This is a genomic window from Cognatilysobacter bugurensis, from assembly GCF_014652095.1.
In the GTDB taxonomy this organism is placed as follows: Bacteria; Pseudomonadota; Gammaproteobacteria; order Xanthomonadales; family Xanthomonadaceae; genus Cognatilysobacter; species Cognatilysobacter bugurensis.
In genome coordinates, this window is record NZ_BMYD01000001.1 from 269,817 (window position 1) to 294,025 (window position 24,209).

Below are 24,209 nucleotides of genomic sequence, written 5' to 3' on the forward strand. Positions count from 1 at the left end.
TGCTCGCCCGGCCACAGGGGGTGGCGGGGTGGGAGACGGCACGTGCAGAAGGCGGTCTTTACGACGCGGCCGGCGGGGGACCATGGCGTATGCGCACTGGTGTCGCTCGCAGCGTCGCTGCGGCACACGCTGCCGCGCAGCGCGGAAGTCGCGGTGTGCTGGCGCAATCCGGACGGTACGTCGGGATGCTCGCTGAGCGACGGGGCGGCCGGGCTGGCGCCACTCGCCGAGAAGATCCTGTTTTCCGACGACCCACTGCCCCGCGCGGCCCAGCTGCTGATCGATGCGTGGGACGAGCAGGACGGCACGCGCGCGGTGGTCGTCGCCTCGATGCCGGATCCGATGATTCCCGCCGCAAGCACGGCATGGGCGGGGCTGACGCGCCGCGTGGTGTGGGCGAGCCTCGTGGCAGCGCGCGCGCAGGCGCACGTCGAGCTGCTCCGCAAATCCGAGCGGCTGCAGCAGGCGCTGTACGAGATCGCCGACCTCGCGGGCGCCGACCTTGAGTTCAGCGTGATGCTCGGCCGGGTGCACGCAGTCGTCGCGCGGCTGATGTTCGCTGAGAACTTCTACATCGTCGCCTACGACGACGAGCGTGAGCGGATGCGGTTCCTGTACTTCGCCGACCAGCGCGACCCGTACGTGGCCGATCCCGAGCGCGAGATCGGCGCCGAGGATCTTCCGCACAGCCTCACGCTTGCATTGTTGCGACACGGCGCGCCGCTTCGCGGGTCGATCGACGCGATCCGCCAGCAGACCGGCCTGCTGCTCGAAGACAGCGACCCGCGCGCGGATGCCGCCGCCGCCGCCGGCCCGGAGAGCCTCGACTGGCTCGGCGTTCCGATCGTGCGCGACGACCATGTGTGCGGTGCGGTCGTCGTGCAGAGCTACGACCGCGCCGACTGCTACAGCGACGAGGACCGCGCGCTGCTCGCGTTCGTGGCGCAGCACATCCAGACGGCACTCGAGCGGCACTGGGCGCGTGAGGAACTCGAGCGGCGCGTCGACCAGCGCACCGAAGCGCTGTGGAAGAGCAATCGCGACCTGCAGGCCGAAATCATCGAGCGCCAGCGCGCCGAGCGCCTGCAGCGAGCGCTGTTCCGGATTGCGGAACTGTCGATCACCGCCGACACGCTCGAGCGTTTCTACGCGCAGGTGCATGACGTCGTCGGCGAACTTCTGTACGCGCGCAACTTCTACATCGCGCTGCTGTCGGCCGACGGCACGATGCTCGAGTTCCCGTACTCGATCGACGAGCGCGACATGAAGCGCGTTGCGCGCAAGCGGGCCAGTGGCTTGACCGAGTACGTCATCGCCACCGGGCGCGCGCTTCTCGTCGACCGCTCGCGCATCCTCGATCTCGAAGCCGACGGCGTGGTGCGCAGCGTCGGTGCGCTCTCGCACTGCTGGCTTGGCGTGCCGCTGCGTCGCGACGACGCCGTCGTCGGTTGCATCGCCGTGCAGAGCTATTCGCCCGAGACGATCTTCACCGTGCGTGATCAGGAGTTGCTGACGTTCGTCGCGTACCACATCGGTATCGGCCTGGCACGCAAGCAGACCCAGGACCGGCTCGTGGCGGCGCATGCCGAGCTCGAGCAGCGCGTGGCGGCGCGCACCTTCGAACTCGCGCAGTCGAACTCGCGCCTCATCGCGCAGATCGGCGAGCGCGTGAAGGCCGAGAAGCAGCTCACGCACCAGGCGCTTCACGACCCCCTGACCCAGCTGCCGAATCGCACGCAGCTGCTGCAGCGGCTCGCGCGCGCGATCGATCGTGCGCGGGAGGGCGAGGGCCACCAGTTCGCCGTGCTGTTCCTCGATCTCGATCGCTTCAAGCTCATCAACGACAGTGCGGGCCATGCGGCCGGCGACAAGCTGCTCGTAGAAGTCAGCCGGCGCATCGTCGACACCGTGCGTGCGGAGGACACCGTCGCACGCCTGGGCGGCGACGAGTTCGCCGTGGTCATCGAAGACATCGAAAGCGGCCAGGTCGCGGAAGACCTGGCCGGGCGCATGCTCGGCGCGCTGGGCACACCGTGCTGGGTGGCCGGTCGCGAGCTGTTCCCGTCGGCGAGCATCGGCATCGCGTTGTGGCACCCGCGCTACAACGACGGCGCCGAGATGCTGCGCGACGCGGACGCGGCGATGTATCGCGCGAAGGCCGCCGGTCGCAGCGACTGGGCGGTGTTCGACGAGGCAATGCGCGAGGACGCGATGCGCATCCTCGACCTCGAGGCCGACCTGCGCCGCGCGATCAACGGCAGCGGGTTCGTGGCGTTCTACCAACCAATCGTGCGCCTGTCCGACGGTCAGGTCATCGGCCACGAGGCACTGCTGCGCTGGCGACACGAGCGCCGCGGCCTGCTGATGCCGGGCGAGTTCATCGGCCTGGGCGAAGACACCGGGCTCATCGAGGAGGTCGACTGGCTGGTCTACGAACAGGTGGCGCACCGTTTGGCGCGCACCGAAGATGGCTACATCTCGGTCAACGTCTCACCGCGGCATTTCCGCAGCGAGGAGTTCGCCGATCGCCTGCTCGACCTGCTCGCCTACGCCGGCGCCGACCCGCGACGGCTGCGCATCGAGATCACGGAAGTCGCGCTGCTCGACGACGCGCCGCGCGCGCTGCGCATGCTGGAGCAGCTGCGCGATGTCGGCGTGCTCGCGCAGCTCGACGACTTCGGCACAGGCTATTCCGCGCTGTCGTACCTGCACCGTTTCCCGATCGAGTGCCTGAAGATCGACCGCAGCTTCGTGGCCGGGCTGGTCGGCGAGTCGTGCGCAGAGAGCATCGCCGTCGTGCGTGCGATCCAGGCGCTCGCGAACGCGCTCGGCATCCACACGGTGGGCGAGGGCATCGAGACGGAGGCGCAGCGCGAGATCCTCGAGGGGCTGGGCTGCAGCCACGGACAGGGATTCCTGTTCGGGCATTCGAGCGAGCATCCGGGGCCGAGGGTCGATGTGCTCGACGCGCCGCGTCCGGAGCTTGTGCACCCCGTGGCCGCTGTCGCGCAGTAGCGCACCGGCCGCTCAGGGGTCGCGGATCACGAGCAGCCGCGATTCGGTCATGTCCTCGATCGCGTAGCGCACGCCTTCGCGGCCGAGGCCCGACGCTTTGACTCCGCCGTAGGGCATCGTGTCGACGCGGAAGCTCGGCACGTCGCCGACGATCACGCCGCCCACCACGAGCCGGTCCCACGCGCGCATCGCGTGCTCGAGCCGGCCGGTGAACACGCCGGCCTGCAGGCCGAACGCGCTGTCGTTGACCGCATTGAGCGCGGCGTCGAACTCGTTGAACGGTTCGAGCACCGCGACCGGTCCGAACGCCTCGCACCGCTGCAGCTTTGCTTCATGGGGCACGTTCTCGAGCAGGGCGGGCGGCAGCAGGTGGCGGTCGCGCGGGCCGCCGACGAGACGCGTCGCGCCGCCCGCGCAGGCCTCGTCGATCCACGATTCCACGCGCTGGGCTGCGGCCTCGTCGATCATCGGGCCGACGAAGGTCGCCTCGTCGCGCGGATCGCCCATGCACAGGGTCGACACCGCTTCGACGAGGCGCGGACGCAGCTCGTCGATCAGGCTGCGATGCACGAGGATGCGCTGCACGCTGATGCAGCTCTGGCCGCTCTGGTAGTACGCGCCGAGCACGAGCCGCTCGACGACGCGATCCAGCGGCACGCCGGGGTCCGCATCCACGATGCAGGCGGCATTGCCGCCCAGTTCGAGCACGACCTTCTTGCGGCCGGCGCGCGCCTTGAGGTCCCAACCGACGGGGCCACCGGTGAAGCTCAGCAGTGCGATCCGGTCATCCTCGACGATTGCGGACGCTTCATCGGGCGTGCAGGGCAGCACGGAGAACGCGCCGGTCGGCAGGTCCGTTTCGGCGAGCACCTCGGCGATCAGCAGCGCGCCCAGCGGCGTCTTCTCGGCCGGCTTCAGCACGAACGGGCAGCCGGCGGCGATCGCCGGGGCGACCTTGTGCGCGACCAGGTTGAGCGGGAAGTTGAACGGCGTGATCAGGCCGCACACGCCCACCGGCACGCGCTTGGTCATGCCGCGATAGCCGCGCGTGCGCGGGGAAATCTGGAGTTCGAGCACCTCGCCGCCGATGCGCGTGGCTTCCGCGGCGGCCTCGCGGAAGGTGTCGATCAGGCGCGTGACTTCGCCGCGCGCGTCGCGGATCGGCTTGCCGGCTTCCGCGCACAGCAGCTGCGCGAGTTCTTCCTCCCGCTCGCGGAACCGGCCGACGCAATGCTCAAGGACGTCGCGCCGCGCGTCGGGCGGCAGCGCCTGCATTGGCCCCCGTGCGGCGTGCGCGGCGGCAATCGCCTGGTCGACTGCGGCGGCATCGGCGAGCGCCACGCGCGCGATCGGCTCGCGCGTGTATTTGTCGTGCACGGTGAGGTCGCCGTTCGGGGCGACGGGTCGGTTCGCGAGCCAGTACGGGCGGGGATCAGCGGTCACGGTGCGGACTCCTGTTGGGCGTGCGGCATGCGGATGACGTGTGTGGCGAACGTCGACGCTGCGCGCTGCGGCAATGCATCGAGCATCTGGCGGGTTGAGCTGCGCAAGCGCGCCGCCGGCGCCAGCTGGTGGCCGCCCTGCTACGGCGTCGAGTCGTCCGCGGGCGGGCTGCGCGTCTCGATGACGCGCACGTGCAGGCCGCCGTCGGACAGGTGCACATCAAGCGCTGCGCCCGGCTGCGTGTCCGACGCGCTGCGCACGACTCCGCCGTCGGCGTCGCGCACGATCGCGTAGCCGCGGGCGAGTGTCGCGATCGGGCTCACCGCGGCGAGCGAGCGCACGAGTCCGCGCAGGCGCATCGCATCGTTCGACAGCCGCCGCGCCATCGCGCTTTGCGGCCGGTGGCCGATTGCCGCAAGCCGCTCGCGCAGCCGCGCGAGCCGGCGCTGCGGGTGGTGGGCGCGCAGCACTGCGTCGGCGTGGCGCACGCGGGCGCGCTCGCGGTCGAGCCGGCGATGCCACGCGGATTCCAGACGCCGCAGCGCTTCGGCCTGGCGGCGGCGGAGCAATTCGACGCGGGCCTGGGGCCGCAGCGCATTGAGCCGCAGCGACGCGCGGTCCGTGCGCTGCATGGCCTGGCGCAGCCGCTGCAGCTGCGTTGCGCGCAGACGTGACGCGAGCGCACGCAGCTGGCGGGCGAGGTCGTCCGTGCTCGGCACCACGAGCTCGGCCGCGACGGACGGCGTCGGCGCACGCAGGTCGGCCGCGAACTCGGCGAGGCTGAAGTCGGTCTCGTGGCCCACGGCGCAGACCACCGGCGTGCCGGAAGCGGCGACCGCGCGCGTGAGGTGCTCGTCATTGAACGACCACAGGTCCTCGAGCGATCCGCCGCCGCGCGTGAGCAGGAGCACGTCATAGCGGCCCGATGCGTCCGCGCTCTGCAGCATCGAGGTGATCTGCGCGGCCGCCGCGGCGCCCTGCACCGGTACCGGCAGTACGTCGACCTCGACGAGCGGAAAACGCCGCGCGAACACGCTCAGCACGTCGCGTATCGCGGCGCCGGTTGGCGAGGTAATCACCCCGATGCGGCGCGCGTACGCGGGCAGAGGCCGCTTGCGTGCGTCGTCGAACACGCCCTCCGCGGCGAGCCGCGCCTTGAGCTCGTCGAACGCGCGTCGCAGTGCGCCTTCGCCGGCCTCTTCCATGTGGTCGAGCACGAGCTGGTATTCGCCGCGCGCCTCGTAGAGCGTGGCGCGGCCGCGCGCGAGCACGCGCAGGCCCTCACGCGGCTGGAAGCGCAGCCACGTGCTCTTGGGCTTGAACATCGCGCAGCGCACCTGCGCGCGCGCGTCCTTGAGGTTGAAGTACAGGTGCCCGGACGACGGTCGGGCCACGTTGCCGAGCTCGCCTTCGACCCAGATCGACGGGAACGCGCCTTCGAGCATGTCGCGGGCCAGCGTGTTGAGCTGGCTCGGCGTGAACACGTTCTGCGGAGTGCTCGGTTCCATCGGAGGAGGCGGCTCGGAAGGGCGGCTACCTTAACGCAGCGGCCGTCGACGACCCGGCATGCCCCGGGCGGGTCGCCCGTTTGGCAGCCGCGCAGCAGGGCTGGCTTACAATCGGCGGATGAATTTCGAAGCTCCCGCGCCCTGCACGGTTCCCGAGTTCGGCCCGCATTCGCGACGCCGCACGCGCCAGGTCGAAATCGGCGGCGTGCGCGTGGGCGGTAACGCGCCGGTGGTCGTGCAGTCGATGACGAACACCGACACGTCCGACGTGCAGTCGACGGCCAAGCAGGTGGCCGAACTCTGGCGCGCCGGCTCGGAGCTTGTGCGCATCACGGTCAACACAGCCGAGGCCGCTGCGGCTGTGCCGCGCATCCGCGATCGCCTCGCGATGCAGGGCATCGAGGTGCCGCTGATCGGCGACTTCCACTACAACGGGCACCAGTTGCTCGCCGGCGAGCCGGCCGCCGCCGAGGCGCTTGCGAAGTACCGCATCAACCCCGGCAACGTCGGCTTCGGCAAGAAGAAGGACCTGCAGTTCGCGCAGCTCATCGAGTTCGCGATCCGCTACGGCAAGCCCGTGCGCATCGGCGCGAACTGGGGCTCCCTCGACCAGGCGCTCGCGGCGCGGCTCATGGACGAGAACGCGCAACGCGCGAACCCGTGGGACGCCGGTCGCGTGCTGCGCGAGGCGCTGATCCGCAGCGCGCTGGATTCGGCCGATCGCGCGGTCGAGCTCGGCCTGTCGGCCGATCGCATCGTGCTCAGCGCAAAGGTCAGCGGCGTGCAGGAGCTCGTCGCGGTCTATCGCGAGCTCGCCACGCGCGGCGATTACGCACTGCACCTGGGCCTGACCGAGGCCGGCATCGGCAGCAAGGGCATCGTCGCCTCAAGCGCCGCGCTCGGGCTGCTGCTGCAGGAAGGCATCGGCGACACGATCCGCATCTCGCTCACGCCCGAGCCAGGCCAGTCGCGCACGAACGAAGTCATCGTCGCGCAGGAACTGCTGCAGACGATGGGCCTGCGCGCCTTCACACCGATGGTCACCGCCTGCCCCGGCTGCGGTCGCACGACGAGCACGTTCTTCCAGGAGCTCGCGCAGAAGGTGCAGGCGCATGTGCGCGAGAAGATGCCGAAGTGGAAGATCACACACCCGGGTGCGGAAAACCTCACGCTTGCGGTGATGGGCTGCGTCGTCAACGGCCCCGGCGAGTCGCGCCACGCGAACATCGGCATCTCGTTGCCGGGCATTGGCGAGGCCCCGTCCGCGCCGGTGTTCGAGGACGGGGAGAAGACCGTGACCTTGCGCGGCGAGCACATCGCCGACGACTTCGTGGGCCTGATCGATCGCTACGTCGAGCGGCGGTACGGTGCAGCTTCCGACGCCGCCTGAGCACGCCATCCGCGCCGCCGGGGTCGCCCTCTGGCACAGCGCGCACTTCGCCTACGGCTTCCTGCGCCGCCGCGGCTGGCGGCTGGTGCTGCTGTTCGTCGGCCTGCTGCTGCCGATGTGGGGCTTCAGCGAGCTGGCCGACGAGATCCACGACCAGGAAGCGATCGACTTCGACGAGCCGATCCTGCGTTACGCACGTGCGATGGCGTCCGATGCGCTCGATCCCGCAATCTTGCTGATCACGCGGCTGGGCTTTGCGCACGGCGTGATTCCGTTCGATATCGCGCTGATCCTGGCGCTCGCCCTGCGTCGCTGGTACCGCGAGGCGACGTTCGCGACGATCGCGTTGGCCGGCTCCGGCCTGCTCAACACCGCGGCCAAGTACTCGTTCGCGCGCGAGCGGCCGACCTTATGGGAGTCGATCGCGCCCGAGGTGACCTACAGCTTCCCGAGCGGCCACGCGATGGGATCGGCCACGCTGGCCTGTGTGCTGGTGCTGCTCGCCTGGCGCACGCGCTGGCGGTGGCCGGTGCTCTTGGCGACGCTCGCGTTCACCGTCGCCGTCGGCTTCTCACGCGTGTACCTCGGTGTGCATTACCCCTCCGACATCCTCGCGGGCTGGGCCGCGGCGAGCGCGTGGACGGCGGCGGTGTTTCTCGTCGCGTTCCGGGGGCGCCGCCGGCCCTGGCAGCACCACGGCGCCGCCTGAGGCCTACTCGCCGGGCTTCGCGGCGGCGCTTGGGGCCGCGGTCGCGGCTCGCCGTGCCAGCTGCGCTTCGCGGTGCGCGATGTACGCATTCGCGCCGAAGATGATGGCCGCGCCCGCGACGGTCCATCGGTCGACCGCCTCGTCGAACAGCAGGTAGCCGAGCACGGCGACGATCGGCAGCTGCATGAAGCTGATCGGCGTGAGCGCCGAGACGTCGCCGAGCTTGAGCGCTCGGGTCCAGAGCATGTGGCCGAGCGTGCCCAGCGTGCCCGCGGCCGCGACCCACAGCCACGTGATGCCCTGCGGCCATTCCCACACGAACAGCGCCGGGCCAAGTGACATCGGCACCCACAGCATCGTCGTCCACAGCACGATGCGGTCGGCCGGCTCGGTGGCGGACAGCTGCTTGATCTGGATCGACACGAGCCCGCTGAGCACCGCGGCGGTCAGCGCGACGAGCGTGCCCGCCGTGAAGCTGTCGGTGCCGGGGCGGACGATCACCATCACGCCGATAAACCCGACGACGACCGCCGCCCAGCGCCGCGCCCGCACCTGCTCGTGCAGGATCCACACCGCCGCAATCGTGACGAACAGCGGGGTCGAGTACGACAACGAGACGGCCTGCGCGAGCGGCAGATTCCCGATGGCCCAGAACCCGCAGAACATCGACACGATGCCGACGAGGCAGCGCACGAAATACTTCGACAGTCGGTCGGTTTTCAGCAGCCCCGGGCCGTGGTGGACCAACAACGGCAGCGCGGCGATCACGCCGAAGAAGTTGCGGAAGAACGCGATCTCGAACGTGTGCAGCGTTTCCGCCGCCAGCTTGATCGCGACCGCCATGAGCGCGAAGAACGCGGTGCTGCACAGCATGAGCCACACGGCGCGACCGTGCGTCGTCAGCGGCATCGGGGCGTCTCCAGCGGGCGCGTCGGGGCGTGCAGGATAGGCGCAGTCGCGTGCAGGACGTTTTGCCGCTGTGGGCAGGCGACGCGGGCCGGGCGCGGGACCGCGTGGCCGGTCACGCCTGAATCACCATGCGGCCCCGATGACGCGCGGCTCGGGCTCCAGCCTCACGCCGAAGCGGGCGTGCACGCTGTCGGCAATGCGACGGGCGAGGTCGAGCAAGTCGCGCCCGCTCGCGCTGCCGTAGTTGACGAGCACCAGCGCATGCGAAGGCGCGACGCCGGCATCGCCGTCGCGTTGGCCTTTCCAGCCGGCGCGGTCGATGAGCCAAGCCGCGGAGAGCTTGCGCAGCTCGGGCGACCCGGCGCGGAACACCGGCAGCGTCGGGTGCTCGGCGAGCAGCGCCTCAGCCTGCTCGACCGGCACGATCGGATTCTTGAAGAAGCTGCCCGCATTGCCGAGCACAGCGGGGTCGGGCAGCTTGCTGCGTCGGATGTCGATGACGGCATCCGCGACGTCGCGTGCCGTCGGCGACTCGATGCCGCGCGTGGCCAGCGCTTCGCGCAGCCCCGCGTAATCGAGCGTCAGCGACGGTGTGCGCAATAGGTCGAACTCGACCGCGGTCACGACGAAGCGGTCCGGCGCGTGCTTGAACACGCTGTCGCGGTACCCGAATGCGCAGGCATCGCGGTCGAGCCGATGCATCGTGCCCGTTCCAGGCTCGAACGCCTCGACCGCATGGATGAGTTCGCCGACCTCCACGCCGTACGCGCCGATGTTCTGGATCGGCGCGGCGCCGGTCGTGCCCGGAATCAGCGCAAGGTTCTCCAGCCCGGCGAAGCCACGGCCCAGCGTGTCCATCACGAGAGCGTGCCACTCCACGCCCGCGTCGGCGCGCACGATCGCGCGCTCGCCGTCGTCGCTGACGATCGAGACGCCGCGGCCGGTCAACGCGAGCACCGGACCCGGCGCGTCGCCTGCGAACAGCAGATTGCTCCCGCCGCCGAGCACGAGCGGCCGCGCGCCTTGTAACTGAGGAAGTGCGAACACCTCGGGCAAGCGCGCCGCATCGGCGACCTCGACAAGCCACGGCGCCCGCGCGGCAACGCCGAACGTGTTGCGCCCGGTGAGGTCGGCGTCGCGCGTGAGACTTACGGCGTCGGTCATTGCTCGGGCGGGACGTTGCCGCGGCTCGGGGCTTCCTTGCGCCGCCGCATCGCCTCGACACACTCGTCAATCAGCGCAGGCCCGCGGTACACGAGGCCGGAGTAGCACTGCACGAGGCTCGCCCCGGCGGCCATCTTCGTCACCGCGTCGGCCCCGGACAGGATGCCGCCGACGCCGATCAACGGGATCGTCTCGGGCAGGCGGGTGCGCATCATGCGCAGCACGGTCGTTGCCTGCGCCATCACCGGTCGGCCGGACAAGCCGCCGGCCTCGTCGGCCACGGGCAGGTGTTCGACGTCCGGCCGGCCTATCGTCGTGTTCGTCGCGATGACGCCGTCGACCTGGAGGTCGCTGAGCACCCGCGCGGCGGCCTCGATATCGCTGTCGCTCAGATCAGGCGCGATCTTCACCAGCATCGGAACGCGCTTGCCATGCCGCGCGCCAAGACGCTCCTGCGCCTCGCGCAGCGCGCCGACCAGCCGACGCAGCGCCTGTTCTTCCTGCAGCTCGCGCAGGCCCGCGGTGTTCGGCGAAGAGATATTGACCGTCACGTAGTCCGCGAGCGGGTACACGCGCTCCAGGCAATGCAAGTAGTCGGCTTCAGCCAGTTCGTTCGGTGTGTCTTTGTTCTTGCCGATGTTGATGCCGAGCACGCCGCGGCGCGTGCGCATGCGTTCGACGTTGTGCGCGAGCGCGTCGACGCCGTCGTTGTTGAACCCGAGCCGGTTGATGATCGCGCTGTGCTCCGCGATGCGAAACATGCGCGGCTTCGGGTTGCCCGCCTGCGGCCGGGGCGTGACCGTGCCCACCTCGACGAAGCCGAAGCCGAGCGCGAACAGGGCTTCGGCGTGCAGCGCGTTCTTGTCGAGCCCGGCAGCGAGGCCGACCGGGTTCGGGAACGTGAGCCCGAACACGCGCGTCGGGAACGGCTTTGGCGGGCGCGGCAGCAGCAGTCTGCCGCTGATCGCGTGCAGCGTGTCGAGCGCGCGCAGCGTCAGGCCGTGCGCGGTTTCGGCATCCAGACGGAACAGCAGCGGGCGGGCGAGGGCGTAGGCGGGGCGCATCGTCTCAGTGCATCTCCGACAACCAGGCGAGTCCGCCAAAGAACACGATGGCCGCGACCACCATCAGCACGGCGGCAACTGCCATGCCGATGCCGAGCCAACCGAGCACGAGCCCGGCGACCGCGAGCCCGTCGCCCTCAAGGCCGCTCGCGCGCCGGATCTCGGCGCGCGCCATGTGGCCGGTGACGACCGCGACGAGGCAGCCGATCAGCGGCAGCAAGGTCCAGCCGAGCACGCCCGACACGAGGCTCGCGATCGCGAGCGATGAAGTCGTGCGGGCGGGTTCGTTCATCGCGGCGCCCTCCGGGCGTCGTGGGCCACGTGTCAGACGTCAGGCTTCGGATCAGAGATCGAACTTGATGCCCTGCGCGAGCGGCATCGAGTCGGAGTAGTTGATCGTGTTCGTCTGGCGGCGCATGTAGGCCTTCCAGGCGTCCGAACCCGACTCACGACCGCCGCCGGTCTCCTTTTCACCGCCGAACGCACCGCCGATCTCCGCGCCCGAGGTGCCGATGTTGACGTTCGCGATGCCGCAGTCCGAACCCCACGCCGTGAGGAACTGCTCGGCGTTCTTGAGGTTCGTGGTGAAGATCGACGACGACAGCCCCTGCGGCACGGCGTTCTGCAGTTCGATCGCTTCTTCGAGCGTCGAGTACTTCATGACGTACAGGATCGGCGCGAATGTCTCGGTCTGCACGACTTCCGCGTCGTTCGTCAGGCCGGTGACGATCGCCGGCAGCACGAAGTTGCCCGGGCGATCGATCGCTTCGCCGCCGGTCTCGATCGTGCCGCCCTGCGCCTTCGCGCGGGCGATCGCATCGAGGTAGCCCTTCACCGCGTCCTGGCTGTTCAGCGGACCCATGAGGTTGGCCGCGTCGGTCGGGTCGCCGATCTTGCCTTCGACCTGCTTGTACGCGGTCTTGAGCTTGCCGAGCACCTCGTCGTAGATCGACTCGTGCACGAACAGGCGGCGCGTCGTCGTGCAGCGCTGGCCGGCCGTGCCGACCGCGCCGAACACGATCGCCGGAATCGCGAGGTTCAGGTCGGCCGACGGGTCGACGATGATCGCGTTGTTGCCGCCGAGTTCGAGCAGGGAGCGGCCCATGCGGCGCGCGACGCATTCGCCGACGTGGCGGCCGACCTTGGTCGAGCCGGTGAAGCTGATCAGCGGGACGCGCTTGTCGTCGACGAAGCGCTGCGCGAGCTCGTTACCCGCGTCGTTGAACAGGAAGAAGATGTCCGGGAAGCCACCGGCCTTCAGCGCTTCGTTGCAGATCTTCATCGACGCGATCGCCGAGAGCGGGGTCTTCGGCGACGGCTTCCAGATCGAGATATCGCCGCATACAGCCGCGACGAACGAGTTCCACGCCCACACCGCGACCGGGAAGTTGAACGCCGAGATGATTCCGACCAGGCCGATCGGGTGCCACTGCTCGTACATGCGGTGGCCCGGGCGCTCGGAATGCATCGTCAGGCCGTAGAGCTGGCGCGACAGACCGACGGCGAACTCGCCGATGTCGATCATCTCCTGCACTTCGCCGTCGCCCTCGGGCTTGGACTTGCCCATCTCGAGCGCGACCAGCGAGCCGAGCGCGTCCTTATGGGTGCGCAGCGCATCGGCGCACAGGCGGATCGCCTCGCCACGGCGCGGGGCCGGCGTCTGGCGCCACACCTTGAAGGCGGCCTGGGCGCGCTCGACGATCGTCTCGTACTCGGCCTGCGTCGTCGCGTTCACGCGCGCGAGCACCTGGCCGTCGGTCGGGCTGACGGACTCGACGAGGCCGGCGCCGCCGGTGGTCGACCATTCCCCGCCGCCAAGATAGGTGCCCGATTCGAGTTCGGTGAGGCCGAGGGCGGTAAGGACGGAATGGGTCATTTGAAACTCCTGAGTCGAAAGCGGCCGGGTCATCCGGCACGGAAGGCCGCGCGCGAAAGCGCGCCGCCGAAGCCCCGTACGAAAAGCCCGCACAGGGACGTGCGGGCTCATGCAGAGGGACCTGCTTGGCGGCCCCGACACGATTCGAACGTGCGACCTGTCCCTTAGGAGGGGACCGCTCTATCCAGCTGAGCTACGGGGCCAAGCGGGGCATTTTTGCACGAACGGGCCGAGGGCCGGAATCGGCCCCTGGACGGGCGGCCTCCGGCGCTGCTCGCGGCGCGCTCACCCGCGAGGCGCGGGAGCCTTTCCATGAGAGCGCCGCGGCCCCACCATAGGCGCAGTAGCAGCACAGCCATGGACGGCGGCGCTTCCCAGCCTTGTCGTGCCATGCAAACCGCCGCGGATGCGGTGATGGCCCACCGTCTGGAGATGCAGCGTGTACGGATACACCCCTGAAAGCCTCGCCCGCGTTGCCCGCCTCAATCAGGACACCCGGCTGATCCGGGTGGCGTCGCCGCTCGAGGCCGACGCATTCATCGTCCATCGGGTGCACGGCACCGAGGCGCTGTCGCGCCCCTTCCAGTTCTCCGTGGACCTGCTGTCGCCGGACGCGCAGCTGGAACTCAAACAGCTGGTCGGCCATCCGATGCGCCTGAGCCTGCACACGCCGGACGGCGACCGCCATTTCCACGGCTACGTGCAGGAGTTCGCCCGCATCGGGACCGACGGAGACCTGGCGACCTACCGCGCCGAGCTCGCGCCGTGGTTCGCGTTTCTCGATCACTCGAGCGATTGCCGGATCTTCCAGGACCGCACGGTCGTGGAGATCGTCGAAGAGGTGTTTGCGCCGTACGCCGAGCTCGCCGCCTGCCGCTACGACCTCGACGCGGCGCGTTACTCGAAGCTCCCGTACTGCGTGCAGTACAACGAGTCCGACTTTGCATTCGTGTCGCGGCTGCTCGAGGACGAGGGCATCCACTACCGGTTCGACCACGCCGCTGACGGCCACACGATGGTGCTGTCGGACGACTCGACGCGTGCGCCCGCGATCGATGGTCGGGTGCGGGTGAGTTACCACGCGGACGACGGCGTGCGAAACGAGCATGGGCTCGACAGCTGGATCTCGCGCCGGCGCATCGGTTCCAACGCGCAGGCCGTGAAGAGCTTCGACTTCAAGCAGCCCAAGAGCGCGCTGATGGTGGATCTGCCGTTGAGCATTCCCCACGGGCGGCTCCCACGACTGGAGACCTACCGATACGACGGCGCGGCCCGCTTCGCGGACTGCCGCGTGGGCGACGCGCTGGCGCTGCTGCGCGCCGAGGAGGCTGCCTGGCCGACGAAGCGGTTCGAGGCGACGGGCGATCACCGCGGGCTGCAGGCGGGGCGGCACTTCGTGTTGCACGGACACTTCGAGCATCTCGAAACGGACGAGGAGGCCCGGCAGTTCCTCGTTGTCGAGACCGTCCACGACATCCGCAACAACTTCAGCGACGGGTACACCGAAGCCGAGGGCGCGACCTACCGCTGCGCCGCGACGTGCCTGCGCCACAAGATTCCATTCCGCCCCCAGCGGCTGACGCCCATGCCGCGCATGGCCGGCCCGCAGACGGCAACGGTCGTAGGCCCGCCCGGCGAGGAGATCCACGCCGACCGCTACGGGCGGGTCAAAGTGCAGTTCCACTGGGATCGGCTCGGCCGGTTTGACGATGCGAGCTCATGCTGGGTGCGCGTCGCAAGCCCGTGGGCGGGCGCGGGTATGGGCGGTGTCTCCGCGCCACGCGTCGGGCAAGAAGTCGTCGTGGATTTCCTCGACGGAAACCCAGACCGTCCGCTCATCACCGGCCGGGTCTACAACGAGGACAACCTGCCGCCGTTCGGCCTCGAGGTCAGCGGCATCAAGTCCAGGACCGTCAAGGGCGAGGGCTACAACGAGGTCAGCATGCATGACGGGGCCGGCCAGCAGTTGCTGAACCTGCACGCGCAGAAGGACATGGCGACGACGGTCCTCAACGACCAGAACGCCACGGTCAACAACAACAAGACCACCAGCGTTGCAAGCAACCACACGATGAGTGTCGGCGCGAACCAGGCGATCTCCGTCGGTGGCACGCGCGGCATCAGCGTCACCGGCGACGACTCGTTGAGCGTGACCGGTGGGCGTACGACCGACGTCAAGGGCACAGCCACGACGACGGTGAAGGGCGCGGTCACAGAGACGTTCGAGACGGGGCAGACCTTGTCGATCCCGGCCGTCGGATATTCGGAGACCATCACCGGCAAGTTCGACAGCGCGCTCACGGGCCCATTCAAGAGCCTGCGCGATGGCCCGTGGGACGAGACGATCACCGGCCCGGCGAGCTGGACCGTCAATGCCGCAGTGACCGAAACCGTGACCGCAGGCGGGCGAACCGTCTCGATCACCGGCGGTGACAGCCGGTCGGTTGTCGGCGCGGTCGAGGACTCCAATCAGGGCGAGCGCACGGTGAGCGTGGTCGGCAGCAGCAGCCATCAGGTCCAGGGCCCCCACACGAGCTTCTCCACCGCGGACATGACCGTGGCATCGAGCGCGAAGGTCGTTCTTGCGGTCGGCGGCGCTTCGGTCGTCATCGACGCGGGCTCGATCACGATCAGCGCAGGCGGGTCGACGATCAAGGTCGACGCGAGCGGCGTGAGCGTCGACGGTGCCACCATCAACCTCAACTGCTGAGCGTGCACATGACGAGGCAGAAGAACGCCGTTGAACGGCGTATCGACGTGCTGTGCGAGCAATGGCTGCGCGCAACTGAGGCACCGGATGTGCGAGCGGTGATCTGGCGCGTGCCCGATAACGCCGATCGCATGATGGCGGCATTCTTCGAGGCGCAGGCGCACCCCGAACTGGCGGGCACGCCCGACTTCTTCCTGCGGCTGTCGACGCCGTTCGAGACCGGGTTCGGGTACAGCCGGGCGCTGAAGGAAGATCTGCGGCGTCGCTATCTGGACAGCCGCGACAACATGGCAGAGGAGGGCGTCGCGCAGGACTGGCTCGATGCCTACCGCCAACAGCCGGACACCGCGGCGGGCACGCTGGCGCAGTGGGCCTCGTTTGCGACGCACCACCGGGAGCGGATGCGCTACTTCGCGGCGGTGCTCTCGCCCGAACAGGTCGCATCGCCGGCGGCGTTCGAGCGCTGGCTGGACGCGGCACTCGCGACGCCCGCCCCGGCCAATGTCCGCCTCGTCCTCGTCGACTACGCGTCCACACGGCAGTGGCAGCCGTTGGTTGAGCGCCACGGATCGTCGGTGACCGTCATCGACGCGCCCGTGGACATGTTCGACATCGCGCGCGACATCGCCGCTCAATCCGGTGGGGCAGGCCCGCAGACGGCATTCCGGCAGATGCTCGCCGATGTCATGACGCTGCTCGACAAGGGCAGTGCATCCCAGGTGGTCGCACGCGGCGAGCGGGCTATCGCGCTTGCACAGCGCGCTGATTGGCCCGATCAGCAGGTCGTGGTGCACATGGCAGTCGCCGGTGCGTACATGAAGGAGCAGCAGTTTCCCGAGGCGATTGCCCGCTACCGCACCGCCCGCGAGCGGGCACTCGACGCCGAGCGCGCATCCCACCCGGCCGGGCTCCAGCTCGTCATGCAAACGTGGTTCGGCGAAGCCGGCGTGTGGCTCGTGGCCGGTCAGCCGGAACGAGCGGCGGCGGCATATGCCGAAGGCGCGGAGGTGGCCCGGCGCATGCCGAACGCGATGTTCGTGATCGAAGGCCTGCGCATGGCCGGCTTCTGTCTCGCGCAAGCCGGGCGTCGCGAACCGGCGCGGGATTACGGGCTGCAAGCGCTTGCAGCAGCGCGCGATGTGCCTGCGTCGGACCGTCCAATGACCACACTGCCGCTTCTACTGCAGGATCTGTTACGCCTGCAGGACGCGCCGCGCACCGAAAAGATCGAGCGCGCCGCGGAGCAGTATCGCGTGGCCGTTGAATCGGCGCGCGACGCCGCGGAGATGCGCGCTGCCCGACTCGGCGCCGATCCAACGTGCCTGGAGCTGGAGCGCATCGAAGCGGAGCTGCAAGGGCGGTACGAGACGGCATTCGCCAATGCCGCCCGCGAGCGCGAGCGGCAGATCGCGGGTGGCGACGCGTTCTTCCGCCGCGTGGTCGCCGTGGGCCGCGACTTTCTGCATCCGAGATGGAGCGGCCTGCCCGACATTCGGCATCCGCTCGACAAGGCGATTGTGGAGTGGAGCGAGCCTCCGCAGTTCGCGGTGCTGCCCGACCCGGAGCCGCTGTTTACGCCTGAGTCGGCGACCGTGGCGCGCGCACCCGCTGCCGAGGAAACCGTTGCATGACGCCCCGCCGTTTGTTCGTGCTCGCCGGTGTCACTGCGCTCGTGATCGGCCTCGTTTGGATGCTCGGCGACGAGTACGGCAACGAAGCGCGCGCCCTGCTGCGCGCCGTGGCCCGCGCGCTCTAGCGCATCAACCCGCATCGACGCAAAGGATTGCCGTGACCCTCGCCGCCAAGCATTTCGACCCGCAACTCGGGATCGACATCCATCAGTACCTCGCTCCGCCCGCGCCGCTGCCGACGCCGCATATCGGCATGGTGCTGGACCCGTTCGACTATCTGCCGATCATCGGCGGCACCGTGCACGTCAGTGGAGTGAAGCGCGCGACGGCCGGTACGGGCGGACTGTGCATCCACATCCCGCTCGGCGCGTGGGTACCGCCCATGAAGGCACCGATGGGCCCGCAGTTCGAGGACGAGTTGTTCATGGGCAGCCGCACCGTGCTTGCCGATGGCGAGCCGTTTTCGCGCCTCGGCATGCCGGTGCTCGATTGCAACCTCGTGGGCATGATCCCGCCCGTGCGGCCGAAGAGCCCGCCGAAGCCAAAGATGTCGCTGACGCTGCCGACCGCGATCAACGTGGCGATCCCGACCACCGTGAACGTCGGTGGCCCCCCGACGATCTCAATGACCGCCATGGCGTTCAAGGGCGCGTTCTGGCTGCTCAAGAAGAGCGGTGTCGCACGGCGTGCGGCCGACGCGTTCGCGAACATGCGCCGTCGGGCGTGCAAGAACATGAACCCGGGGCTCCTCAAGTGCAAGGTGTTGCGCGCTGAGCCGGTCGATATCCGCGACGGCAGCGTCGTCGTGACGCACGAGGATTTCTCCATCCCCGGGCGCCTGCCGCTTGCATGGACGCGGCACTACCGCTCCTCCGAAACGTATGCCGGTGCGTCCGGCCATGGCTGGCAGACGCCCGCCGACATCCGGCTGGTCATCGAGCCGGACGGTGCGGTGCTGTTCGTGGATGTGCAGAGCACGGCGGTGTTCCCACATCTGCCGGCAGGGGAGGGCACTGAACACGCGGTGCTCGAGTTCGTCGACGGTGCCCGTCTCATGCGCGAGGCCGATGCCTGCGGCGTGCGGTACGTCGTCCGGACGAAGGACGGCCTGCGGTACGTCTTCGTCCCGCCCTCGAACGGCCCGTCGAGCATGCCGATCGAACGCATCGAGGACCTGTGCGGCAACCACTGGCAGTTCGAACGGGTCGACGGGCACCTCGTGCGTATTGTCGAGAGTGGCATCATCGACGAGGAAACCGGCCAACCGTTGCAGGGGCGCTTTCTCGAAATCGATTCACGGCAGGGCCGCGTCGAGCGCATCGCGCTGCACGACCCCGGCACGGGCCTGAACTATCCGCTCGTTCGCTATCGATACGATGCGGCGGGCGACCTCATCGCCGCGCACGATGCACTGGACGCGCCAAGGACGTTCGAATATCGCGAGCACCGGATGGTGCGGCATACCGACCGTCTGGGTCTGTCGTTCCACTATGCGTTTGACGACCAATGGCGCGTCATTCGCAGCTGGGGCGACGGTGGGCTCTACCGTTATACGTTCGAGTACGACGCGCTGCTGCGCGAGACGCAGGTCACCGACTCGCTCGGCCACACGTCGCTGGTGAAGTTCGACGAGAACGGGCTGCCGCTGTGCGAGATCGACCCGCTCGACGGTGTGGCCGTGTTCGAGTACGACGACGTCGGCCGCACGACCGCTGTGGTCGATCCGATGGGGTTGCGGACCGCGTTCGACTATGACGAGCGCGGGAATCTGCTGAAGCTGACGCGGGCGGACGGAAGCGTACTGGAAACGTCGTATGACGCCGGCGACCGGCCTGTCGATGTCATAGATCCGGGCGGCGCGATATGGTCGCAACGATGGGACGACCGTGGACTGCTGCTCGAGCAGAGCACGCCGCTCGGTGCGATATCGCGCTTCGGCTACAACGCTTACGGCCAGTTGCGTACGCACGCGGATCCACTCGGCGCTGTGACGCGGCTGCAGTTCGACCGCCATGGCCAATTGCAGCAAGTTGTCGATCCGTTGGCTGTCACAAGTCACTACCAGCACGATGCGCTTGGAAGTCTGCAGGCACAGACCGGTCCCGCGGGGCAGGTGACACGTTACCGGCATGACGGCAAAGGCCGCCTGCTGGAAATGATCCAGCCGGATGGTGGCCGTATCCACTGCGAATACGATGCCGAGGACCAGTTGCTGAGGCATCGTGATGAGGCAGGCCATGTCACGAGGCTCGAGTACGTGGGCATCGGCCAGATTGCGCGGCGCCTGCAGGCCGACGGCCACAGTGTGTGCTACGAGTACGACACCGAAGAGCAACTGACGGCCGTCATCAACCAGCGTGGCGAGCGCTACGAACTCAGGCGCGATGCGCTGGGCCGCATCATCGAGGAGGTCGACTACTGGGGGCAGGCCCGCCTCTATCGGTACGATGCGTGCGGGCGGCTCCTCGCGACCGAGGATGCGCTCGGCCATACGGTTAGCTATACCACCGACAAACTCGGCCGCGTCTTGGGCAAAGCGCTTCCAGATCCGGACCGGACGGGCCATCTCGTCCAGGAAACCTTCCGATACGACGACGGAGGGCGCCTGGTCGAGCTCCGCAATCCGCACCGCCATGTCACGTGCCGGTTCGACCCGGAGGGCCGCCTCGTCGAGGAGGTGCAGGACGGTTTCCGCATCACGAGCCGGTTCGATGCACTCGGTCGGCGCGTCGCTCGCGAGACCAGCGCCGGCAATCGCGTGCTGCATACGTTCGATGCTCGTGGCCAGGTCGGCACCGTGCGGATTAACAACGATGTGCCGATCGTGATCGAGCGCGACCTTCTCGGGCGAGCGGTCAACGAGAAGCTGGGTGAGCATCTGCAGCGCAGGCTGCACTACGACGGACGGGGCCTGATGACCGTGCAATCCGTTCTGCGCGACGAGTTGCCGCTGTTCGAAACCTCGTACGGCTATGACGGCAGTGGCAACCTGACGGAGCGCAGGGACAGCGAACACGGCAGCGATTGCTACACGCATGACCCGCTGGGACGGGTCATGAGCCACGCCGACCCGACGGGCCGCATCGCGCATTTTCTCAACGATGCAGCTGGCGACCGCCTCCAGACGCGCGTGCGGCCGGCGCGGATGAAGCGCGTCTCCGGTGGTGATGCCATGCCCGACCTGTGGACGCGAGAGGGTGTCCACGAGGGGGTCCGCTACGTCTTCGATCGCACCGGCACGCTGGTGCTCCGTAGCACCGATCAAACATGTGCCGGCCTGGCGGACCGGTCGGAGGAGCTGCACCTCCGCTGGGACGCCAGCCAGCGCCTAGTCGAAAGCCGGAAGGGCACGGAAATCACCCGGTACGGATACGACGCGGTGGGCCGTCGGGTATTCAAGCGCAACGCGACGCACACCACGTGGTTCTTCTGGGACGGCGACACCCTCGCCGCTGAAGTCGTGCAGGATGACGCGTCGCGCGCGCCGTGCGCCGCGACGGGCAGCAACGTCCTCGAGTTGACCGAGTTCCAAGAGAAGAAGCGGCGCACTGCGGCGCTTCACGCACGTGCCCGTGAGTACGTGTATCACCCCGGTACGTTCGTACCGCTGGCGCTGATCGAGCGGCAGCCGATCGACTCTGCCCTACATGTTCGACCACGGTCGGCCTGCGAGGTGACTGCCCGCTCGGACGTGGACAACACATCCGAGCCGTCGGCGCCTGCCGCGCGCGCCCTGTCGCGCAACCGGTTTCGTCCTGATCCAGGCGATCCGACCGGGGTATTGCTGGCAAGCCTGTCGGAAGATCCAGGATGGGCCGTTCTCGGCCACACCGCCGGCCTATCCGGGGCGATGCGCAGCAGAGGCCTCGGGTCACTGTCACTGGGCGGCGCCCCGGCTGACCGCCCGGGCGCGGGAGCGCTGGGCCGAACGGCGCTGCTGGGCGGAATCGTGCGCGAGCCGGCGCCTGCACGCCCCGCCAGGCCTTCGGAGACGGACCAGTCGCGAGTAAGGAAGCGGCCGGCGGACCCAGCTCGAATTCCACCCGAAGATTCCGGCGCGGCGGAGGTGTACTACTACCACGTCGATCCGAACGGATGCCCCACCCGCCTGACCGACCCGCAGGGAAACGTCGTCTGGTCGGCGAGCTACACGGCGTGGGGGGCAACGACTCGGCAGTCCGGCAGCATCCAGAACCACCTGCGGTTGCAAGGACAATATCTGGATATGGAGACCGGGCTCCACTACAACCGGTTCCGCTATTACGACGTCCGCACGGGCGCCTACATCTCGCAGGATCCGGTAGGGATCGCTGCCGGCCCGAACATTTACGAGTATGGCCCGAACACCGGCATGTTCGTCGATCCGTTGGGTCTGAGCCGCTACCGGCGCGTCACCGCCAGCGACGGCCGCACCGTATATCAGCGCGACGACCTATTCGATCCGCAACGCAAGAGTGCCTGGAAGGACCCCGTCACCGGGCAATGGAAGCGCGGTTCGAACCTAGATCGCATGGGTGACGGGCTCGCGCCGATCGGCACGGATGGGAAATCGGTACAGCTGCACCACCTGACGCAGACCGAGATCAACACATTCACCGGGCAGCGCGGTTCACTGGTCGAGATACTGACCGACACGCATCAGAATCATTCCAGGATCCTCCACTATCCGTTCCCGCGTGATCCCAACCGTCCGAAGCAGACGCTGCCCCGCTACCCGAGTTTCCGTAAGAATGCTGACGGAACGGCATCCGCACTCGACAAGCAGTTCAACGACTTCAGAACCGCTTACTGGAAACGGCGCGCGGCCGATCTCCTTTCCGGCTGCAGGTCATAGGACCCCATATGTACGAGCAACTTCAGGAAAAAATCTCCAGCACCGATGTGATCCGCTGGCACCCGGGGCAGGAGGTCGAGGACGAGTGGATTGCCGACGCCGAGCAGGAACTCGGGGTTCGGCTGCCGCCGTCATACAAGTGGTGGTTGAAAACGTTCGGCAGTGGCGCCGTAGGCGGCTCGGAGATTCTGACGCTGGCGCCGCCCGAATTCCGTGACGACGCCGACGCCGATCTCGTGTACATCCATCGCCTGAACAGGGCGAACCCCAACTGGCCGGAGGGCCGCATCTTCATCCTCCAAACCAGTCCGGAAGAGGTGTTTTACTTCGATCTAGGCGACGTATCGGCCAACGGTGAATACGCGGTATTTCGCGAGGATGTGTTCGGAGCCAAGCCGGAACGCTACGCCGATTCCTTCTCGCAGTTTCTCGAGCGCCTGATCGACGAGTACGCCTAGGGCGGGGCAGCCGGATCCGTCAGACCAACCCCGTCGCATAGAACACCGCGATCACCACGAACACTGCGGCGGTCTTGATCAGCGTGATCGCGAAGATGTCCTTGTAAGCCTGGCGGTGGGTAAGACCGGTCACCGCCAGCAGGGTGATCACCGCGCCGTTGTGCGGAAGCGTGTCCATGCCGCCGGACGCCATCGAGGCGACGCGGTGCAACACTTCCATGGGGATGCCGGCCGCCTGCGCGTTCGCGATGAAGCTCTCGGCCATCGCCGCGAGTGCGATGCTCATGCCGCCCGAGGCCGAGCCGGTGATGCCGGCCAGCGCGGTCACGGTGACCGCCTCGTTGACCAGCGGGTTCGGGATCGAACCGAGCGCGTTCGCGACGACGAGGAAGCCGGGCAGCGCGGCGATGACAGCGCCAAAGCCGTACTCGCTCGCAGTGTTCATCGACGCGAGCAGCGCACCGCCGATCGCGGTCTTCGTGCCGTCGGCAAAGCTCGAGAACACCTGCTTCCACGCGAACAGCAGCACGGTCGCGATGCCGACGAGCAACGCGCCCTCAACGGCCCAGATCGCAGCGACCTTGGTGACGTCCTGCACCACCGGCGTCGCGGTGCCCATCACCGCCGGCATGAACTCGTGGCTCGTGCCGTACACGCGTGGGATCAGCGCGGTGAACAGCTTGTTCGACACGCCGACCATTACCAGCGGCAGGATCGCGACCAGTGGATTTGCGAGCGCGCCGCCTGCATACGGCGCGGGCTCGTTGAGGAGGGTGGCCGGGTCGCCGTAGCCCTCGCCGCGTGCAGCCGCGGTGCGCCGACGCCATTCGAGGTAGGCGAGGCCGACGATCGCGATGAAGATCGCGCCGATCGTGCCGAGCACCGGCGCGGCCCATGACGTGGTGCCGAAGAACGCGGTCGGGATGATGTTCTGGATCTGCGGCGTGCCCGGCAGCGCGTCCATCGTGAACGTGAATGCGCCGAGCGCGATCGTGCCCGGAATCAGGCGCTTGGGGATGTCACTCTGGCGGAACAGCTCGGCCGCGAACGGATAGACCGCGAACACGACGACGAATAGCGATACACCGCCGTAGGTCAGCAGTGCGCAGACCGCGACGATGGAAAGCATCGCGCGGCCCGCGCCGAACAGGCGGATCGTCGCGGCCACGATCGCCTTCGAGAATCCCGAGATCTCGATGAGCTTGCCGAAGATCGCGCCGAGCAGGAACACCGGGAAATACAGCTTCAGGAAGCCGACCATCTTGTCCATGAACAAGCCGGTGAACATCGGCGCGACGAGCGACGGGTCGGTCAGCAGCACGGCGCCGAGCGCGGCGACCGGCGCGAACAGGATCACGCTGTAGCCGCGGTACGCGACGAACATCAGAAACAGCAGCGCGGCCAGCACGATCAGAAAGGACATCGGGGCTCCCGGAGGGCTGGGGCCGGCGCGACGCGCGCGGCGATCGGACATCGCACCTGCGCGGCATGCGCGGTT

16 protein-coding genes and 1 tRNA gene are annotated in these 24,209 nt (G+C 68.4%); 8 read left to right on the forward strand and 9 right to left on the reverse strand.

Annotated features, from left to right (window positions below; genetic code table 11):
* Positions 1 to 42: 42 nt before the first annotated feature.
* Complete coding sequence (locus IE075_RS01390; protein ID WP_229792255.1) at positions 43 to 3,015, forward strand: EAL domain-containing protein; 2,973 nt, start codon at positions 43 to 45, stop codon at positions 3,013 to 3,015.
* Positions 3,016 to 3,027: 12 nt separating this feature from the next.
* Here IE075_RS01390 and IE075_RS01395 read toward each other — a convergent pair whose 3' ends face one another.
* Together IE075_RS01395 and xseA are read right to left on the reverse strand one after the other, a co-directional pair.
* A complete protein-coding gene (locus IE075_RS01395; protein WP_189452586.1) occupies positions 3,028 to 4,458 on the reverse strand; it encodes an aldehyde dehydrogenase family protein in 1,431 nt (476 codons plus the stop codon).
* A 140-nt stretch (positions 4,459 to 4,598) separates the two neighbouring features.
* A complete protein-coding gene (gene xseA / locus IE075_RS01400) occupies positions 4,599 to 5,966 on the reverse strand; it encodes an exodeoxyribonuclease VII large subunit (protein WP_189452588.1) in 1,368 nt (455 codons plus the stop codon).
* 118 nt (positions 5,967 to 6,084) lie between these two features.
* Here xseA and ispG point away from each other — a divergent pair, with 118 nt between their 5' ends.
* Positions 6,085 to 7,356 (forward strand): flavodoxin-dependent (E)-4-hydroxy-3-methylbut-2-enyl-diphosphate synthase, encoded by a 1,272-nt coding sequence (ispG, locus tag IE075_RS01405; RefSeq protein WP_189452590.1) that lies wholly within the window; start codon positions 6,085 to 6,087, stop codon positions 7,354 to 7,356.
* Positions 7,334 to 8,065, forward strand: coding sequence for a phosphatase PAP2 family protein (locus tag IE075_RS01410; protein WP_308427800.1), 732 nt, complete (start codon positions 7,334 to 7,336; stop codon positions 8,063 to 8,065). Before ispG ends, IE075_RS01410 begins: the two co-directional genes overlap by 23 nt.
* Positions 8,066 to 8,068: 3 nt before the next feature.
* Here IE075_RS01410 and IE075_RS01415 read toward each other — a convergent pair whose 3' ends face one another.
* The 6 genes from IE075_RS01415 to IE075_RS01440 all read right to left on the reverse strand — a co-directional run bounded on the left by IE075_RS01415 (position 8,069) and on the right by IE075_RS01440 (position 13,281).
* A complete protein-coding gene (locus tag IE075_RS01415) occupies positions 8,069 to 8,974 on the reverse strand; it encodes a DMT family transporter (RefSeq protein WP_229792256.1) in 906 nt (301 codons plus the stop codon).
* A 123-nt stretch (positions 8,975 to 9,097) separates the two neighbouring features.
* On the reverse strand, positions 9,098 to 10,138 hold the full coding sequence (gene murB / locus IE075_RS01420) for a UDP-N-acetylmuramate dehydrogenase (RefSeq protein ID WP_189452592.1): 1,041 nt from the start codon (positions 10,136 to 10,138) through the stop codon (positions 9,098 to 9,100).
* Positions 10,135 to 11,202 (reverse strand): quinone-dependent dihydroorotate dehydrogenase, encoded by a 1,068-nt coding sequence (locus IE075_RS01425; protein ID WP_189452594.1) that lies wholly within the window; start codon positions 11,200 to 11,202, stop codon positions 10,135 to 10,137. Before IE075_RS01425 ends, murB begins: the two co-directional genes overlap by 4 nt.
* Before the next feature lie 4 nt (positions 11,203 to 11,206).
* Entirely contained in the window at positions 11,207 to 11,494 is a 288-nt protein-coding gene (locus tag IE075_RS01430; protein ID WP_189452596.1) for a DUF4190 domain-containing protein, read from the reverse strand.
* A gap of 51 nt (positions 11,495 to 11,545) precedes the next feature.
* Complete coding sequence (gene amaB, locus IE075_RS01435) at positions 11,546 to 13,078, reverse strand: L-piperidine-6-carboxylate dehydrogenase (protein WP_189452598.1); 1,533 nt, start codon at positions 13,076 to 13,078, stop codon at positions 11,546 to 11,548.
* 126 nt (positions 13,079 to 13,204) lie between these two features.
* A tRNA-Arg gene (locus IE075_RS01440) sits at positions 13,205 to 13,281 on the reverse strand.
* 236 nt (positions 13,282 to 13,517) lie between these two features.
* Here IE075_RS01440 and IE075_RS01445 point away from each other — a divergent pair.
* Genes IE075_RS01445 through IE075_RS01460 form a run of 5 tightly spaced genes read left to right on the forward strand, consistent with a single transcriptional unit; the run spans position 13,518 to position 22,711 of the window.
* Positions 13,518 to 15,788, forward strand: a complete 2,271-nt coding sequence (locus IE075_RS01445) for a type VI secretion system Vgr family protein (RefSeq protein WP_189452599.1) — start codon at positions 13,518 to 13,520, stop codon at positions 15,786 to 15,788.
* A gap of 8 nt (positions 15,789 to 15,796) precedes the next feature.
* A complete protein-coding gene (locus tag IE075_RS01450) occupies positions 15,797 to 17,419 on the forward strand; it encodes a hypothetical protein (protein WP_189452601.1) in 1,623 nt (540 codons plus the stop codon).
* Complete coding sequence (locus IE075_RS15765; RefSeq protein ID WP_268244901.1) at positions 17,416 to 17,544, forward strand: hypothetical protein; 129 nt, start codon at positions 17,416 to 17,418, stop codon at positions 17,542 to 17,544. Before IE075_RS01450 ends, IE075_RS15765 begins: the two co-directional genes overlap by 4 nt.
* A gap of 32 nt (positions 17,545 to 17,576) precedes the next feature.
* On the forward strand, positions 17,577 to 22,253 hold the full coding sequence (locus IE075_RS01455) for an RHS repeat-associated core domain-containing protein (RefSeq protein WP_189452603.1): 4,677 nt from the start codon (positions 17,577 to 17,579) through the stop codon (positions 22,251 to 22,253).
* Positions 22,254 to 22,261: 8 nt separating this feature from the next.
* Positions 22,262 to 22,711, forward strand: coding sequence for an SMI1/KNR4 family protein (locus IE075_RS01460; RefSeq protein WP_189452605.1), 450 nt, complete (start codon positions 22,262 to 22,264; stop codon positions 22,709 to 22,711).
* Between the two features lie 19 nt (positions 22,712 to 22,730).
* Here the strand turns inward: IE075_RS01460 and IE075_RS01465 are convergent, their stop codons facing one another.
* Positions 22,731 to 24,134 carry a GntP family permease gene (locus IE075_RS01465; RefSeq protein WP_189452606.1) on the reverse strand — a complete coding sequence of 468 codons (1,404 nt, stop codon included), beginning with the start codon at positions 24,132 to 24,134 and terminating at the stop codon, positions 22,731 to 22,733.
* Between the last annotated feature and the right edge of the window lie 75 nt (positions 24,135 to 24,209).